Genomic DNA, 14,732 nt, shown 5'->3' with positions numbered 1-14,732 from the left:
TCCTATTCGCCGGCCGCATCGCAGCCGGATTCCTTCTGCGGGTCGCACAGCCGTGCGCGGCCCAGCATGTTGATCTTGATGTTGCGCTGTGTACTGCCGAGCTGCAGCGACAGCGTGCCCCAGTTGGCGGCCAGGTTGTTGCCGGCACGGCAAGAACGGCCCGCTCCATTATAGGCGACATAGAAAGGCGGCGTGGTGTCCGACAACCGCGAGCGGATGCCCAGCCGGTCCGGCGCGGGCCCGTGGCGGAACAGCACCGTTTCGCCCGGCCCGGGCCGGGCATCGCCATCGGCGTCGGCAAACACGGCCCAGCCATCGCGCCATGCCGTGCCCGCCGCGTCCACGGGCGCGACGACGATGTTCTCGCCACGGCCGATCGCCTGCGAGCGCGCCAGGTGCAGCGCCGCCAGCAGGTCGGCGGCTGCCGCGCGCACGGCATGGCGTTCCAGCATCGCGTGGTAGGCCGGCAACGCCGCCCCGAGCAGGATGGCGGCCACGGCCAGGGTGACCATCGACTCGACGAGCGTGAACCCGGCCGCCGGCCGCGCCAGCCTCGCCAGCCGGGGCGACTTCGGTGCGATCGACGGCCCGGTCATTGCCAGCAGCGCGTGGCCGGGCCGCTGGCCAGGTGCAGGCCGGTGCTCGTGAGGACCAGCCGGTCGCAGGCCGGGTCGCGGTGGAGGCCATCGACGCGCGCCGTGCCGGGCGTGGCGATGAGCTGCACGCAATCGGCGATCTCTTCGCCGTCGCAAGCCCTGCCTTCGATCTCGTAGGCGCTGGTGGCGGCGCTGCCGCCGGACCACCAGCGGAATTGCCGCGCTTCTGCGTTGTCGCTGCCGGCACCGAACGCGATGTAGCGGTTGTTCTGCGTGAAGTAGCGCTCCTGCTGCTGCATCAGCGCCTGCAGCGCCACCTGCCCCTCGGTGCGCTTGGCGCGGACCACATGCTGCCGGTAGCCGGGATACGCCGCCGCCGCCAGCGCGCCCGCTACCGCCACCACGACCATCAGCTCGACGAGCGTGAAGCCGCCCGCCGTTCTTGCGTGCCCGTTCATGGTGCCTCCCCTTGCGTTGCGAGCCGGTGCAACTGCCGCCAGTTGGCCACTTCCCGCCACGACAGCCGGCCCGCCGGCCATGTGGCGCTACTGGGGCCGCCCGGTACCGGCTGCCCGTCCGCGCCGAAGTGCACGATCGCCGTCTCGCGCGTCACCCTGATCCGGCCCGCCGGGCCGCGCGGCGTGCGCGTGATCGGGCCCGGCAGCAGCAGCGGCGCGCCGTGGAGCGGACCGGGCACCAGCAAGCCCGTCACGCCGCGGGCCGCTGCCATGGCGCCATCGGCCGGCAGGCCGGCCAGCGCGTCGAGCACGTAGCGGCGGCTGGCGCTGTCGGCGCAGGGATCGCGGCCGGGCACGACGGTGGCGAACACCAGCTTGCCGTCGACCAGCGTGGCGGGCATGAGGCTGCGCTCCCCGGTCGCGGCGCCATGGGCGAAGTCGAGGTACCAGCCTTTTGGCCGGCTGCCGCCACCAACGGAGGCGAGGCGACCGGACACGGTGAAGCCGGCGTCCCCTTCGGCGCCTTCCACGCGGCGCTCGAGCAGGTCGCTACGGTGCAATGGAGCGACCGGCCCCTGCGGGCCGGGATTGTCATGGACCGCATAGAAGGATTGCGGCGTGAAGCGCGCCGGATCGCGCTCCGCCCTTCCGTACAGGCTGCCGGTACCGAACAGCACCAGGTAGCCGCCGCCTTCCGCGTGCACGACCTTCGGCGGCTGCGTGATCGGCTGCGGCCGGCCCGCCGCGTCGCGGGCCACGAACACGGGCCGCCACGCCGGGTTGGTGCGCCACGGCGCGTTGCGGGAAAAATCAAAGCGCCACAGGTTGCCCTGCAGGTCGCCGGCATAGACATGGCGCAGCACCTTGTCGTCATCGTTCACCAGCGTCGCGCCGGCCAGGCCGGACGGCAGCGCGGGATCGCCGGGCGGCGTGTCGAGGCGGTAGTAATGGGTGTCCAGGCGCCAGGGCTCCGCCGGCGGCTTGTCCAATGCAAGCAGGAACAGCGCACCATGGGCCGCATCGCTGTTCAGGCCATTGCCGGCAATGGCGAAATGGCGGTACTCGGGCAACCCGGCGCGGTTGCGCACCTTCAGGCGCGCTATCTGTGCCGGCTGCATCACGTTGCCGATGGCCGGGTCGTCGCGCTCCGTAAATTCCCACAGCGCGCCCAGGCCGGCTTCGAACGCGGCGGGGTCGGTCACATCCAGCGCGAACAGTCCTCGTGCGCCGGCGCCGGGCGTCCCTGCCAGCACGCTGCGCCACGCGCCGGCAATGAACGCCTCGCCGGCAGCCAGCGGCCCATCGACATAGGGGCGGTGCGTGTGGCCGGGCGCGGGCAGTTCGTTCAGCGCGGGCAGCAGCATGGCGGGAACATAGCCGAACAGTTCGCTGCCCGTGCCGGCATCGAACGCATGCAGCATGCCGTCGTTCGCCCCCAGGTAGACAGCGGAAACGCGCTGCAACGTGCGTTCGTGGAAGGCCGCATAGCCGGCATCGCCGTGCAGGTTCAAGCCACCGCCCACGTATAGCGGCGTGCCGTGCGCCGCATCGCCCAGCAGGCCGGTGCGGCGCCGGAAGACGCTGCCTTCGAGCGTGCGGTCGCCGCGCAGCCAGGCAACGCGATCGGCACCGCGGCCGTCGCCGGCAGTGCCGCCGGGCGGCCGGTCCAGCGCCGCCTGCTGCGCCGGCGACAGGCGTGGCCATTCGAACGGCGCGGTCAGGCCGGCGCCGTCCATGGTGAACAGGCGGCGTGCGGCCGGCGGCGTGCCGGCCAGCCCCGCCGCCGCGTCCCACAGCGGGGTGGCCAGCCGCGAAACGCCCTCCCCGTCGCGAACGAGCGGCGTCCGGGTGAGCGTGCCGCTGCCGGCCGACAGGTCGTACGCCACGCGGAACACGGCAGCATCGGGCGTGCTGCCGTCCGGCGGCAGTGGCGGCGCGGGGATCGCAAGCGCGGCGCCCTGGACGATGCCACCGGCGCCGCACGCCAGCGCGGCATTGCCGCCGTCGATCGCGACCGGTACCGGCGCCGTGGCCGCCTCCGGCAGGTCCATGGCGCCGCACAGGCCAAGACCGAGCACCAGCCCAAGCGCCAGGCACGGCGAAACGTGGACGTTGCGGGTAGTGTCCATCGCCTCTCCCGTTCAGTCGCCGGGCCGGCGCCAGGCCGATTGCAGCACGACCTGCGCCGCCTCGCGGTTGCCGAAGCCGATCGCCGTCACGCGGTAGTAATAGCGGGGCGCGGCACCCGCCTCCTCGCCCGGCCGGTGGTAAGGCCGCCGCTCGATGATGTAGCGGGGGCGCCGCAGAGGCAGCGCGCCCTGGCCTGTCTGCATGACCGCGCCGGTGAAGTGGCCCAGCGCGACGCCGGCGTCCCCGCCAGCCAGGTCGACCGATTGCCAGGGCGGCGCCCCTGCCCCGTCGCTCGGCCCGCACAGGCCGAGGGTCGCACCGGTGCCGCAGCCGGCGGCGAAATCCGCCGCCCCCGCCAGCGCCGCCTCGCGGCTGGAAGCCGCCTCGTCGATATCGCGTTCCGCATCCATCAGCGCATCCTCCGCAGCTTGCAGCGCCACGTGCCGGTCCCGCTCCGCACGTGCCGCCTTTTCGCCCATCAAGGCCATGCCGGCGGCCGTTGCCGCCAGCAGCAGCACGGCCGCCAGCATCACCAGCGACACCACCAGCGCGATACCGCGTTCGCGGCGCCGCATCGTCAGGCATCCCCGTTGCGCAGCAACACGGCCTGTTCGAACACGCGTCGCGCACGCAGGCGCAGGCGCTCGGGCAGCGTGGCCTCGTCGACCACGGTGCCGGGATCGTCCGGCTGGTCCGGCGTGCCGAACAGGTGGTAGCGCACCGGCAGCGAACCGGTGCGCGAGTGCGCTTCGCCATGCAACAGCAGCGCCACGCGCACGGAGACGATGCGTTTCCAGTGCGTCCTGCGGCGCAGGTCCTGCGCCTGCTCCAGCGGCGTAACGCCCGCCAGGGCGAGGCCGTCGTCGAGCGCCTTGACAGCCGTGGCATGCAGGTAGCGCTCGGGAACGCCGTCGCGGTCCATGTCGAGGCCATACAGCACCTGGAAGGAATCGACGCCGCGCACGATCGCGTCGGCACTCCAGTTGCCCGATTGCGCCCGGTACTTGCAGCGCAATTCCGTTTCGCCATCGTCGGCGATGCCGACATGGAAAATGCTCCAGCCCGGCTCGCCGGCGCCGATCGCGAAACCCGCGCAGTCGACGAGCGAACCGTCGCCAGCGGGTCCGCCATGGCCGCCGAAATGCACGGCCAGCACGTCGCTGCCGCGCAGGGCCGCGGCGCTGGCCGGCAATGCGCCCTCGAGGCCGGCGGCCGTGCGCGGCAGCGTGCGATTGTCCAGCCCCCCGATGCCGGCGACGCTGTCCGCCGGCGGCATGCCGCTTTCCAGGTCGGTCCAGGCGGCCTGCCGCAAGGCCTGGGCCACCAGCTCCAGCGCATAGCGGCCGCCATCGTCGAGCCGCGTGCCGGCCGCGTGGTGGACGAAATCGCGGTTCGCCAGCAGCAGCATCGCCGATGCCGCCAGCGTGACGAACAGGCCGAGGCCCAGCGCAACGAGCATCTCGGCCAGTGCGATGCCGACCTGCCGGCAAGGGCCGGTCACGGCAGCACTCCCGCCACGGCGATCGCCACCCCGGGCCCCCCTTCACGCCCTTCGTGCTGAGGTGTGCCGTCCGGGCGCCTGCCGCGCCAGCCGATCTTCACGACGATCGGATCGCCGGGTCCACCGCTGCATTCCCACCGCAGCCGGCCGGCCGCGTACAGGTGCGCATCGCGGCAGATGCGCGCCCGCCCGGCCGGCAGCGCGGCGCGTACCTGGCGTTCCAGCTCGTGGACATCGAGCCGGGCAATGCCGGCGGGATCGCAAGGGTGGCGCCGGCACAGGTTCACCGGCGCCGCGGACACGGGTTCGGCATGCGCGTCGATATCGACGCCGAGGTAAATGGCCGGCACTTGCCCGGCGTTGGCGCGCATGCGGTCGGCCATCGCCACGGCAAGCTGCGTGGAAGCGGAGAGCAGCGCCGATTCGTGCCGCGTGCGCATCGCATGCAATTGCATGGCGATGCCGCCGACCAGGCCCGCGCCCAGCACCAGCAGGGCGACCAGCACTTCGACCAATGTGAAACCGGCAGCATCGCGCATGAAACCTCCCCAGTCCGTTCAGCCGTACAAGTTACCCGGCAGCGGACGGGAGCGGTTGCGCGCTCTCAAGGATGAGTCGGTTTGATAGATATTTCTGGAGAGAATTTGCGCAGGTGGATTGCGCTAACGCAGGAAACGAGAGGGAACTTTTCGCGGGCAATGGCCGCCTTCGGAGATGCCGACCACAATGGCCGCGATGGCCATCGTGATGCGGGTGGAGGTGTCTATTCCTGCCGCTTGCGCTCCTGCCCCGCCTCTTCGATCGCATCCTGGAATTCCGCCAGGTCCTCGAAATTCTTGTAGACGGAGGCAAAACGGATATAGGCCACCTTGTCGAGCCGCTTCAGCTCGGCCATGACGAGTTCGCCGATGTAGTTGGAGTCGACCTCGCGCTTGCCGCTCGTGAGCAGCTTTTCGGCGATCGCCTTGACCGCATCGTCCACGGCCGCTGCGGCGACCGGGCGCTTGCGCAGAGCGAGCATCAGGCTGCCGCGCAATTTCGCTTCGGCGTATTCCATGCGGCTGCCGTTCTTCTTGACCACGAACGGCATCGAAAGTTCAATCCGTTCATATGTGGTGAAGCGCTTGTCGCACTTGCCGCAACGCCGCCGGCGCTTGATCGCATCCCCCTCCTCCGATACGCGGGTATCGAGGACGTGGATTTCATCGTGCTGGCAGAACGGACATTTCATGGATGGACCAGGTGAGGATCAAAAAAAGGCGCCGGATCACTGTGTCCCGAATCGCAGGTTTCGCCGGATAAATCCGACGAGAATCGACCCGATACTGCGTTGAAACACCAGGAAAGGCTCCAGCCTTACCTGGCATTTCCGCCTTGTCTCGAGCCGATTTCGTCAAATTTATTTGTCGACGAAGCTACGATCCGGGACACCGATCCGGCGCCCCGATAGTAACAACGCGTTGATTATGCGTAAACCGGGTACTTGTCGGCCAGCACCTTGACGGCAGCCTTCACGCGTTCGATCGTGGCGGCGTCCTGCGGATTGTCCAGCACGTCGGCGATCAGGTTGCCCACTTCTTCCGCTTCCGCTTCCTTGAAACCGCGCGTGGTCATCGCCGGGCTGCCCAGGCGGATGCCCGACGTGACGAACGGCTTTTGCGGATCGTTCGGGATGCCGTTCTTGTTGCAGGTGATGTGGGCCGAACCCAGGATCGCCTCGGCTTCCTTACCGGTCAGGTTTTTCGCGCGCAGGTCCACCAGGAACACGTGCGATTCGGTGCCGCCGGACACGATGCGCAGGCCGCGCTTGATCAGGGTCTTCGCCAGCACGTCGGCGTTCTTCACCACCTGCTGCTGGTAAGCCTTGAATTCATCGGTCAGCGCTTCCTTGAACGCGACGGCCTTGCCGGCGATCACGTGCATCAGCGGGCCACCCTGGATGCCCGGGAAGATCGCCGAATTGATGATCTTCTCGTGCTCGGCCTTCATCAGGATGATGCCGCCGCGCGGGCCGCGCAGCGACTTGTGCGTGGTGGACGTGACGAAGTCGGCGTGCGGCACCGGGTTCGGGTACAGGCCGGCGGCGATCAGGCCGGCGTAGTGGGCCATGTCGACCATGAAGTAGGCGCCAACGGCCTTGGCCACGGCGGCGAAGCGCTCGAAGTCGATCTTCTTCGAGAAGGCCGAGGCGCCGGCGATGATCAGCTTCGGCTTGTGCTCGTGGGCCAGCTTTTCCATGGCCGCGTAGTCGATGTCTTCCTCGGCGGTCAGGCCGTAGGAGACCACGTTGAACCATTTGCCGGACATGTTCAGGCCCATGCCGTGCGTCAGGTGGCCGCCTTCGGCCAGCGACATGCCCATGATCGTATCGCCCGGCTTCAGCACGGCGAAGAACACGCCCTGGTTCGCCTGCGAACCGGAATTCGGCTGCACGTTGGCGGCTTCCGCGCCGAACAACTGTTTCACGCGGTCGATCGCCAGCTGCTCCACCACGTCGACGTATTCGCAGCCGCCGTAGTAGCGCTTGCCCGGGTAGCCTTCCGCGTATTTGTTGGTCAGCTGCGAACCCTGCGCTGCCATGACGGCCGGCGACGTGTAGTTTTCCGACGCGATCAGCTCGATATGGTCATGCTGGCGCTTGTTTTCATTCTGGATGGCGCCGAACAGTTCCGGGTCGATGGCTGCGAGGGTGTGATCTTTTGCGAACATGAATTAACTCCGATGAGGACTGGCAGATAGGATCGAATGACGAAGGCCGGGTCGACAAAAGGCAGCCCGTCCGCACGCACATCCGCGCGATTCCATCTTGGCTGCCCAGGCGAACGGCGTTGTGACATCTCACGTTCCCCGGTGGAACTCCACCTTTCGCGCGCAACGCCAGTTGAACTTCGCGATCGAACTTCGCGGGGGCATTGCACGCTTTTCGCCAGTTACGTGAGACATAAATGGAGCCGAGATTGTATGTGATGTGCAGAATCTGAGCAAGGAAGCGGGCCGCGCCCGTCAAGGCAAGCGCATTGGTAGCGCGAACACAATCCTGTCGATTCAGCTACAATCCGGGGTTGACCGGGCCCGGTGGATCATCGCCAGCCCCTGCACCGAATTTCGCGCCAACCGCACTTTGAGGAAACCGAACATGATCGTCTTCATTACCGGCGCAACCGCCGGCTTCGGCGCCGCCATGGCGCGCATCTTTGCCAGCAACGGCCACCGTGTGCTGATCGCCGGCCGCCGCGAGGACCGTCTGCAGGCCCTGGCCGGCGAACTGGGGCCGAACGCACGGGTCGTGCCCCTGGACGTGACCGACAAGGCCGCGATCCAGGCCGCGCTGGAAGCCTTGCCGGCCGACTGGCGCGACATCGACGTGCTGGTCAACAATGCCGGCCTGGCGCTGGGCGTGCGACCGGCCCACGAAGCCCAGCTGGAAGATTGGGAAACGATGATCGCCACCAACTGCCGCGGCCTGGTCACGATGACCCGCGCCATCCTGCCCGGCATGGTGGCACGCAATACCGGCCTGATCATCAATATCGGTTCGATCGCCGGCCGCTATCCCTACCCGGGCGGCAACGTGTATGGCGCGACCAAGGCATTCGTCGAACAGTTCACGCAAAACCTGCTGACCGACCTCGTGGGCACCGGCGTGCGCGCCACCAATATCGCGCCCGGCCTGTGCGGCGGCACGGAGTTCTCGAACGTGCGCCTGAAAGGCGACGATGCGGCTGCCGCGAAAATCTACGAGGGCACCACGCCGCTGACGGCCGACGATATCGCCGCGACCGCCTACTGGATCGCCACGCTGCCGCCGCACGTGAACATCAACCAGATCGAACTGATGCCGACGTGCCAGGCGCCCGGTCCGCTGGCCATCAAGCGCGTGTAATCGGGCGCACGCAGTCGAACTCGTCAAGTCGAGCGCGTGCATCAGGCAAGATATGTTGCTGGAGCGAACGAATCGTAAGCGATTGTTACAAGGTTTGGTTGTTTGCAGGGAATTTGTTTAACTGATCAGCTTGACATCGAGTCAGCAAACTTTTGGCAACGTTTTGTGCCAGATGGCGTAGAATGTTGCCTAATAACATTTGTAGCAAGTCCACCATGTCTTCAGAGTTCACCTGGGAAGTCCGTATCTATTACGAGGATACGGACGCGGGCGGCATCGTTTATTACGCGAATTACCTGAAATTTTTCGAACGCGCGCGTACGGAATGGCTGCGTGCGATCGGCGTCGGCCAGCAAAAACTGCTGGAAGAACATGACGCGATGTTCGTGGTCAAGAACGTGGGCGCGGACTATCATGCGCCGGCCAAGCTGGACGATGTTCTAAACTTAACACTAGTTATCGAGAAGCTTGGCCGTGCATCCATCGTCTTCCGGCAGCAGGCCTGGTGTGGAACCACGCTGCTCAATACCGCACATGTGAAGGTGGGGTGCGTGGATTCCACGCTGCGTCCGCGTGGCCTGCCCGACGATGTGATCGCCCGCATGCGTGCATATGTAGCGTAACCAACGTAACGAACGAAACTAACGTCACGCCGCACCACCGTTCGCGTACCCTTTGCCGTACTTATCATTCTAACTAATTTATAAATGAACGGTTCCCAAGATCTTTCCTTCATTGCCCTCATCTCCAACGCGCACCTGATCGTCCAGCTGATCATGGCGTTGCTGCTCGGCCTTTCGATCGTCAGCTGGACTTACATTTTCAAGAAATGGTTCGACGTGCGCGCGGCTCGCCGCCTGACGATCGACTTCGAGAAAACCTTCTGGGCCGGCGGCAACCTGCACCAGCTCTACCAGGCCGCCGGCAGCAACCGCGCCAACAATGGTGCGCTGTCGCGCATCTTCGAGGCCGGCATGGGCGAGTTCATCAAGGGCAAGCAGGCCGTGGCGGCCAATCGCGAAACGTTCGACGCCGGCGCCCTGCTCGACGGCGCGCGCCGCGCCATGCGCGCCGCGTTCCAGCGCGAGATGGACGTCCTTGAATCGCACCTGGCTTTCCTGGCCTCCGTCGGTTCCGTGTCGCCGTATATCGGCCTGCTCGGTACCGTATGGGGCATCATGAATGCGTTCCGCGGCCTGGCCAACGTGCAGCAGGCCACGCTGTCGGCCGTGGCGCCCGGTATCGCCGAGGCGCTGATCGCCACGGCGATCGGCCTGTTCGCGGCCATTCCGGCCGTGGTGGCCTACAACCGTTTTTCGCATGACATCGACCGCCTGGCGATCCGCTTCGAGAGCTTCGTCGAGGAGTTCTCCAACATCCTCCAGCGCCAGTCGCGTTAACAGGAAAAGGGACCACCATGGCATCGTCCTTCAACAGCAACAGCATGCGCGGCGGCCGCGGCCGCAAGCTGAAATCCGAGATCAACGTTGTGCCGTACATCGACGTGATGCTGTGCCTGCTGATCATCTTCATGGTGATGCCGAGCTCGAACAATCCGAGCTCGATCGACCTGCCGCATGCGGAAAAGTCGGTGCGGCCACCGGATGCCTACATCCAGGTCACCCTGAAACCCAACGGTGCGCTGTCGATCGGCGTCGCGGGCAAGAATGCGGATGCGCCGGAAACGGCGCCGAACCGCGATGCGCTGGTGCGCAAGCTGGCGGTGCTGCACGAGGATCATCCCGATTATCCGGTGCTGATCGCCGGCGACAAGGAAAGCAAGTATGACGATGTGATCCAGCTGATTTCCGAAGCGAAGAAGATGGGCATCACACGCGTCGGTCTGGCGACGAAGTAAGGCATGGAGAACAAGGAAGCTACAGCGGGCGGCCCTTACCGGGTCCCCCGGCACGACAGCGGCTGGCGCGCGTTCGGCCTGGCATTGGCCACGCACGCGCTGCTGTTCCTGTTCCTGTGGGGTGGCATCAACTGGCAAAGTTCGGAACCGGTGGCCGTGGAAGCGGAAGTATGGGACCTGACGACGCAGCAGGCGGCACCGCCGCCGCCGCCCGCCGAGGAACCGGACCCCGCGCCGGAGCCTGCCCCCACGCCCGAGCCTGAACCGGTTCCGCCGCCCCCCGCCCCGACGCCGGCCCCGACGCCGCCGCGCGAGGTGACGCCACCGAAGCCCGATCCGGAGATCGCGCTGAAGAAGGAACGCGAGAAGAAGGAAGAGGAAAAGCGCCTCGCGGCCGAGAAGGCCGAGGAGAAGCGCAAGCAGAAGCTCGAGGACGAGAAGGAACGCAAGCTCGCCGAGCAGAAGAAGAAGGAAGAAGAAAAGAAACAGCGCGAGGAAGAGGAAAAGGAACGCCGGCTGGCCGAGGAGAAGGCCGAGAAGAAGCAGGCCGAGGAAGAGAAGAAGAAACAGCTGGCCGCGAAGAAGGCCGCGGAGAAGAAGGAAGCCGACCGCCTGGCGAAGATCCGCTCGGAAGAAATGCGCCGCATCACGGGCGCGGCGGGCGGCACTTCGGGCACGGCCGAGAAATCGACCGCGCCGCGGATGGACAGTGGCTACGTGGCCGCCATCACGGCCAAGATCAAGAGCAATATCAGCTACGCGGGCAGCCAGGATGTTCCCGGCAATCCGCGTGCCGAGTTCAAGATTTCGCAATTGCCGACTGGGGAAATCATTTCGGTCCGAAAGATCAAGAGCAGCGGGATTCCCGCCTACGATGCCGCAGTGGAGAACGCGATCAACAAATCGTCGCCTCTGCCGAAAAAGAAAGACGGCACGGTGGAACGGGATATCAATGCCAACTTTAATTTGAAAGACTTGCCTTGACGCGAAACATGAAAAAACTAAACACCTTGTTCCTCACCGCTGGCATGCTGGCCAGCCTGACCGCCCAGGCGCAACTGCGCGTGGAAATCTCGGGCGTCGGCAGCAACCAGATTCCCGTGGCGGTCGCCGCCTTCGTCGACGAAGGCCAGTCGCCCACGCAGATTTCCAAGGTCATCAAGACCGACCTGGAGCGTAGCGGCGCCTTCAAGGTGATCGATGCCGGCACGATCAGCGACATCAACAGCGTCGATGCGGCGTCCTACAAGGCGCGCGGCGCGGATGCGCTCGTGGTCGGTACCGTGCAGAAGGCGGCGAACGGCACGTACGACGTGCGCTACAAGCTCATGTCGACGATCCAGAACACGAAGATCTCGCAGCTGGACCAGCAGGCGCCTGCGCAATTCACCCGCCTGTCGGCCCACAAGATCGCCGACGACGTGTACGAAAAACTGACCGGCGTGCGCGGCATCTTCGCCACCCGCATCGCCTACGTGACGCAACAGGGCAAGTCGTATCGCCTGGAAGTGGCCGATGCCGATGGCGAGAACGTGCAGCTGGCGCTGTCGTCGAACGAACCGATCATTTCGCCATCCTGGTCGCCGGACGGCACCAAGGTGGCCTACGTGTCGTTCGAGCAGAAGAAGCCGGTGATCTACGTGCAGAACCTGATCACCCGCCAGCGTACCGTCATCGCCAACGAGCGCGGCAGCAATTCGGCCCCCTCCTGGTCGCCGGACGGCAGCCGCATCGCGCTGGCGCTGTCGAAAACGGGCAATACCCAGGTCTATATCGCCAACAGCAGCGGCGGCGGCATCCGCCGCATCTCAAACAGCAGCGGCATCGATACCGAACCGCAGTTCTCCGCGGACGGCCAGTCGATCTATTTCACCAGCGACCGCAGCGGCGGCCCGCAGATCTACCGGATGAGTGCGAACGGCGGCGATGCGCAGCGCGTGACGTTCAAGGGTAACTACAACATCAGCCCGCGCATTTCCTCCGATGGAAAGACGCTGGCCTATATTTCCCGGCGCAACGGCAACTTCCAGCTCTATGTGATGGATCTGGCAAGCGGCCAGGAGCTCCGTTTGTCGGATAACACGAACGACCAGGCCCCCAGCTTCGCTCCGAACGGCAAGTACATCCTGTACTCGACCGAATCGGGCGGGCGCAAGGCCCTGGCGGTGGTGTCGGTGGACGGCCGGGTCAAGCAGCGCCTGACCATTCAGGCCGGAGCAATCAAGGAGCCCACCTGGGGTCCTTTCATGAAGTAAAAGAAGTAAAACAGGCAGTAAAGACCTTTCACAACGACCAGGAGAATCAACATGCGTAACGTAAAAAGCATCGCCTTCATCATCAGCAGCGCCGCCCTGCTGGCAGCTTGCTCGAGCCCCGTCAAGGTTTCCGAGCCGGCACCGGTAGTGGAAAGCAAGCCAGCCGAAGCACCAGCGGCAGCGCAGGACACCCGTGCCGTGGCACCGGTCGAAACCAAGTCGATCGATCCGCTGGATGATCCGCAGGGCGTGCTGGCACAGCGCAGCGTGTACTTCGACTTCGACAGCTATGTCGTGCGCGAAGATGGCAAATCGGTAGTGACCAACCACTCCGGCTACCTGACCAAGAACACCGGCCGCAACATCCTGATCCAAGGCAACACCGACGAACGCGGCGGCGCCGAATACAACCTGGCCCTGGGCCAGAAGCGTGCCGAAGCCGTGAAGCGTTCGATGGTCGCGCTGGGCGTGTCGGAAGGCCAGATCGAAGCCGTTTCGCTGGGCAAGGAAAAGCCGAAGGCAACCGGTAGCAACGAAGAAGCGTGGGCACAGAACCGCCGCGCCGACATCGTCTACAAGTAATCGCCAGTCACGATCCTGAGATCGTACAGACGGGGCAGCGCGCAAGTTATACTGCGCGCTGCCCCGTTTTTTTCATTGAAAGCGTTTAGAACATGATCAAATTCGCTCGGATCACGAAGTCCGCTGTCGCGCTGGCCGTGGCCACCTTCTCCCTGCATGCCGCCGCCGGCGTGTTCGACGACGACGAAGCGCGCCGCGCCATCCTCGACCTGCGCGCCAAGGTGGAAGCGCTGTCCAAGGAATTGACCACCCGCCTGGACACGAAAGCGGACAAGACATCGACGCTGGACCTGATCGCCCAGCACGACCAGACGATGCAGGAAATCGCCCGCCTGCGCGGCCAGGTCGAAGTGCTGCAGAACGAGATCGAAGTGGCCTCGAAGCGCCAGAAGGACCTGTACGCCGACATGGACAAGCGCCTGCGCGCGCTGGAACCGCGCCAGGTGGAAATCGATGGCCAGACGGCATCGGTCGACCAGTCCGAGCAGAACGCCTACGACGCCGCGATGCAGCAGTTCAAGGAAGGCGACTATGAAGGCGCCGCCACGGCGCTGCAAGGCTTCGTGCGCCGCTACCCGGCTTCCGCCTATGCGGCCAACGCCCAGTACTGGCTCGGCAACGCCCATTACGCGAACCGCGACTGCAAGGCGGCCATCGTGGCCCAGCAGGCCGTGGTGAAGAACTACCCGGACAGCCCGAAGGCCGCGGACGCGATGCTGAACATCGCCAGCTGCCAGACGGAGCTGAAGGCCGTCAACAATGCCAAGAAAACGCTGAACGAGCTGATCAAGGCTTATCCGAACACCGCGGCGGCCCGCACGGCCAAGGAGCGGCTGGGCGGCAAATAAGGTTCTGCCCGGCCCTGCTGCGGCCGGGTTCGTACCAGCCGGGGCCGGCCCGACCGTTCCGGCATAATTCGATGCTCCTAAGCATTTGACAGGAACGGCCGGGCCATCCTATAATCCCGCTTCTTTCGGAGGGTCGTTAGCTCAGCTGGTAGAGCAGCGGACTTTTAATCCGTTGGTCGCAGGTTCGAATCCCGCACGGCCTACCACTCGAAAGACGCAGCGAAGTTGCATTGTTACTGTTGCGTAGTTGTGCATGTTTTGCAAAGGGTCGTTAGCTCAGCTGGTAGAGCAGCGGACTTTTAATCCGTTGGTCGCAGGTTCGAATCCCGCACGGCCTACCATTGCAGAATATTGTTTTACCTTGGGTCGTTAGCTCAGCTGGTAGAGCAGCGGACTTTTAATCCGTTGGTCGCAGGTTCGAATCCCGCACGGCCTACCAAGATTTCGCGAAAACGCCAACCTTCGGGTTGGCGTTTTTGTTTTCCGAACCCTGTTCGCCGAAGCACACCGTTACCTCCTTGTTACCTCTTCCTGCGCCGCCACGCGTGGCTTGTCTTGCACCTGGACATGCTCGGGGAAGCGGCGGCCTGGCGCAGGAAAAAGCGGATAATGGCGGCTGAA

16 protein-coding genes, 3 tRNA genes and 1 riboswitch are annotated in these 14,732 nt (G+C 65.4%); of the genes, 11 read left to right on the top strand and 8 right to left on the bottom strand.

The window, feature by feature from the left end; translation table 11 throughout:
* Positions 1-2: 2 nt before the first annotated feature.
* From ACY65G_RS27100 to glyA, 8 genes are all read right to left on the bottom strand, one after another.
* A complete protein-coding gene (locus tag ACY65G_RS27100; protein ID WP_465000389.1) occupies positions 3-596 on the bottom strand; it encodes a GspH/FimT family pseudopilin in 594 nt (197 codons plus the stop codon).
* Positions 593-1,054, bottom strand: a complete 462-nt coding sequence (locus tag ACY65G_RS27095; protein ID WP_465000388.1) for a type IV pilin protein — start codon at positions 1,052-1,054, stop codon at positions 593-595. The genes ACY65G_RS27100 and ACY65G_RS27095 overlap by 4 nt, the downstream gene beginning before the upstream one ends.
* On the bottom strand, positions 1,051-3,183 hold the full coding sequence (locus ACY65G_RS27090) for a pilus assembly protein (protein WP_465000387.1): 2,133 nt from the start codon (positions 3,181-3,183) through the stop codon (positions 1,051-1,053). The genes ACY65G_RS27095 and ACY65G_RS27090 overlap by 4 nt, the downstream gene beginning before the upstream one ends.
* Before the next feature lie 12 nt (positions 3,184-3,195).
* Positions 3,196-3,759, bottom strand: coding sequence for a pilus assembly PilX family protein (locus ACY65G_RS27085; protein ID WP_465000386.1), 564 nt, complete (start codon positions 3,757-3,759; stop codon positions 3,196-3,198).
* Positions 3,760-3,761: 2 nt separating this feature from the next.
* Positions 3,762-4,685, bottom strand: coding sequence for a PilW family protein (locus ACY65G_RS27080; protein ID WP_465000385.1), 924 nt, complete (start codon positions 4,683-4,685; stop codon positions 3,762-3,764).
* The gene (pilV, locus tag ACY65G_RS27075; RefSeq protein WP_465000384.1) at positions 4,682-5,224 is read right to left on the bottom strand and encodes a type IV pilus modification protein PilV; all 543 of its coding nucleotides are present in this window, start codon (positions 5,222-5,224) and stop codon (positions 4,682-4,684) included. The genes ACY65G_RS27080 and pilV overlap by 4 nt, the downstream gene beginning before the upstream one ends.
* A gap of 224 nt (positions 5,225-5,448) precedes the next feature.
* The gene (gene nrdR, locus ACY65G_RS27070) at positions 5,449-5,916 is read right to left on the bottom strand and encodes a transcriptional regulator NrdR (protein WP_465000383.1); all 468 of its coding nucleotides are present in this window, start codon (positions 5,914-5,916) and stop codon (positions 5,449-5,451) included.
* 233 nt (positions 5,917-6,149) lie between these two features.
* Positions 6,150-7,394, bottom strand: coding sequence for a serine hydroxymethyltransferase (gene glyA, locus ACY65G_RS27065; RefSeq protein WP_465000382.1), 1,245 nt, complete (start codon positions 7,392-7,394; stop codon positions 6,150-6,152).
* Between the two features lie 96 nt (positions 7,395-7,490).
* A riboswitch (ZMP/ZTP riboswitch) is annotated at positions 7,491-7,629 on the bottom strand.
* 192 nt (positions 7,630-7,821) lie between these two features.
* Here glyA and ACY65G_RS27060 point away from each other — a divergent pair.
* The 11 genes from ACY65G_RS27060 to ACY65G_RS27010 all read left to right on the top strand — a co-directional run bounded on the left by ACY65G_RS27060 (position 7,822) and on the right by ACY65G_RS27010 (position 14,550).
* A complete protein-coding gene (locus ACY65G_RS27060) occupies positions 7,822-8,568 on the top strand; it encodes an SDR family NAD(P)-dependent oxidoreductase (RefSeq protein ID WP_465000381.1) in 747 nt (248 codons plus the stop codon).
* Positions 8,569-8,783: 215 nt separating this feature from the next.
* A complete protein-coding gene (ybgC, locus tag ACY65G_RS27055) occupies positions 8,784-9,191 on the top strand; it encodes a tol-pal system-associated acyl-CoA thioesterase (protein WP_465000380.1) in 408 nt (135 codons plus the stop codon).
* Between the two features lie 84 nt (positions 9,192-9,275).
* On the top strand, positions 9,276-9,968 hold the full coding sequence (gene tolQ / locus ACY65G_RS27050) for a protein TolQ (RefSeq protein ID WP_465000379.1): 693 nt from the start codon (positions 9,276-9,278) through the stop codon (positions 9,966-9,968).
* Positions 9,969-9,985: 17 nt separating this feature from the next.
* Positions 9,986-10,426 carry an ExbD/TolR family protein gene (locus tag ACY65G_RS27045; protein WP_465000378.1) on the top strand — a complete coding sequence of 147 codons (441 nt, stop codon included), beginning with the start codon at positions 9,986-9,988 and terminating at the stop codon, positions 10,424-10,426.
* A 3-nt stretch (positions 10,427-10,429) separates the two neighbouring features.
* Complete coding sequence (gene tolA, locus ACY65G_RS27040; RefSeq protein WP_465000377.1) at positions 10,430-11,410, top strand: cell envelope integrity protein TolA; 981 nt, start codon at positions 10,430-10,432, stop codon at positions 11,408-11,410.
* 8 nt (positions 11,411-11,418) lie between these two features.
* On the top strand, positions 11,419-12,681 hold the full coding sequence (tolB, locus tag ACY65G_RS27035; RefSeq protein ID WP_465000376.1) for a Tol-Pal system beta propeller repeat protein TolB: 1,263 nt from the start codon (positions 11,419-11,421) through the stop codon (positions 12,679-12,681).
* 51 nt (positions 12,682-12,732) lie between these two features.
* Positions 12,733-13,263, top strand: a complete 531-nt coding sequence (pal, locus tag ACY65G_RS27030) for a peptidoglycan-associated lipoprotein Pal (protein WP_130185537.1) — start codon at positions 12,733-12,735, stop codon at positions 13,261-13,263.
* A gap of 92 nt (positions 13,264-13,355) precedes the next feature.
* A complete protein-coding gene (ybgF, locus tag ACY65G_RS27025; RefSeq protein ID WP_465000375.1) occupies positions 13,356-14,111 on the top strand; it encodes a tol-pal system protein YbgF in 756 nt (251 codons plus the stop codon).
* Between the two features lie 130 nt (positions 14,112-14,241).
* Positions 14,242-14,317 (top strand) — tRNA-Lys (locus ACY65G_RS27020).
* Between the two features lie 59 nt (positions 14,318-14,376).
* A tRNA-Lys gene (locus tag ACY65G_RS27015) sits at positions 14,377-14,452 on the top strand.
* 22 nt (positions 14,453-14,474) lie between these two features.
* Positions 14,475-14,550: transfer RNA gene (locus ACY65G_RS27010), tRNA-Lys, on the top strand.
* The last annotated feature ends 182 nt before the right edge of the window (positions 14,551-14,732 follow it).

Source organism: Pseudoduganella sp. jia 12, assembly GCF_055502675.1.
The sequence above is the reverse complement of the archived record's forward strand: the minus strand, read 5'-3'. Positions and strand labels throughout refer to the sequence as shown.

Bases quoted from the DNA above. Each gene is read 5' to 3' on its own strand.
- ACY65G_RS27100 (WP_465000389.1), bottom strand. From the start codon at position 596: ATGACCGGGCCGTCGATCGCACCGAAGTCGCCCCGGCTGGCGAGGCTG.
- ACY65G_RS27095 (WP_465000388.1), bottom strand. From the start codon at position 1,054: ATGAACGGGCACGCAAGAACGGCGGGCGGCTTCACGCTCGTCGAGCTG.
- ACY65G_RS27090 (WP_465000387.1), bottom strand. From the start codon at position 3,183: ATGGACACTACCCGCAACGTCCACGTTTCGCCGTGCCTGGCGCTTGGG.
- ACY65G_RS27085 (WP_465000386.1), bottom strand. From the start codon at position 3,759: ATGCGGCGCCGCGAACGCGGTATCGCGCTGGTGGTGTCGCTGGTGATG.
- pilV (WP_465000384.1), bottom strand. From the start codon at position 5,224: ATGCGCGATGCTGCCGGTTTCACATTGGTCGAAGTGCTGGTCGCCCTG.
- nrdR (WP_465000383.1), bottom strand. From the start codon at position 5,916: ATGAAATGTCCGTTCTGCCAGCACGATGAAATCCACGTCCTCGATACC.
- glyA (WP_465000382.1), bottom strand. From the start codon at position 7,394: ATGTTCGCAAAAGATCACACCCTCGCAGCCATCGACCCGGAACTGTTC.
- ACY65G_RS27060 (WP_465000381.1), top strand. From the start codon at position 7,822: ATGATCGTCTTCATTACCGGCGCAACCGCCGGCTTCGGCGCCGCCATG.
- ybgC (WP_465000380.1), top strand. From the start codon at position 8,784: ATGTCTTCAGAGTTCACCTGGGAAGTCCGTATCTATTACGAGGATACG.
- tolQ (WP_465000379.1), top strand. From the start codon at position 9,276: ATGAACGGTTCCCAAGATCTTTCCTTCATTGCCCTCATCTCCAACGCG.
- ACY65G_RS27045 (WP_465000378.1), top strand. From the start codon at position 9,986: ATGGCATCGTCCTTCAACAGCAACAGCATGCGCGGCGGCCGCGGCCGC.
- tolA (WP_465000377.1), top strand. From the start codon at position 10,430: ATGGAGAACAAGGAAGCTACAGCGGGCGGCCCTTACCGGGTCCCCCGG.
- tolB (WP_465000376.1), top strand. From the start codon at position 11,419: ATGAAAAAACTAAACACCTTGTTCCTCACCGCTGGCATGCTGGCCAGC.
- pal (WP_130185537.1), top strand. From the start codon at position 12,733: ATGCGTAACGTAAAAAGCATCGCCTTCATCATCAGCAGCGCCGCCCTG.
- ybgF (WP_465000375.1), top strand. From the start codon at position 13,356: ATGATCAAATTCGCTCGGATCACGAAGTCCGCTGTCGCGCTGGCCGTG.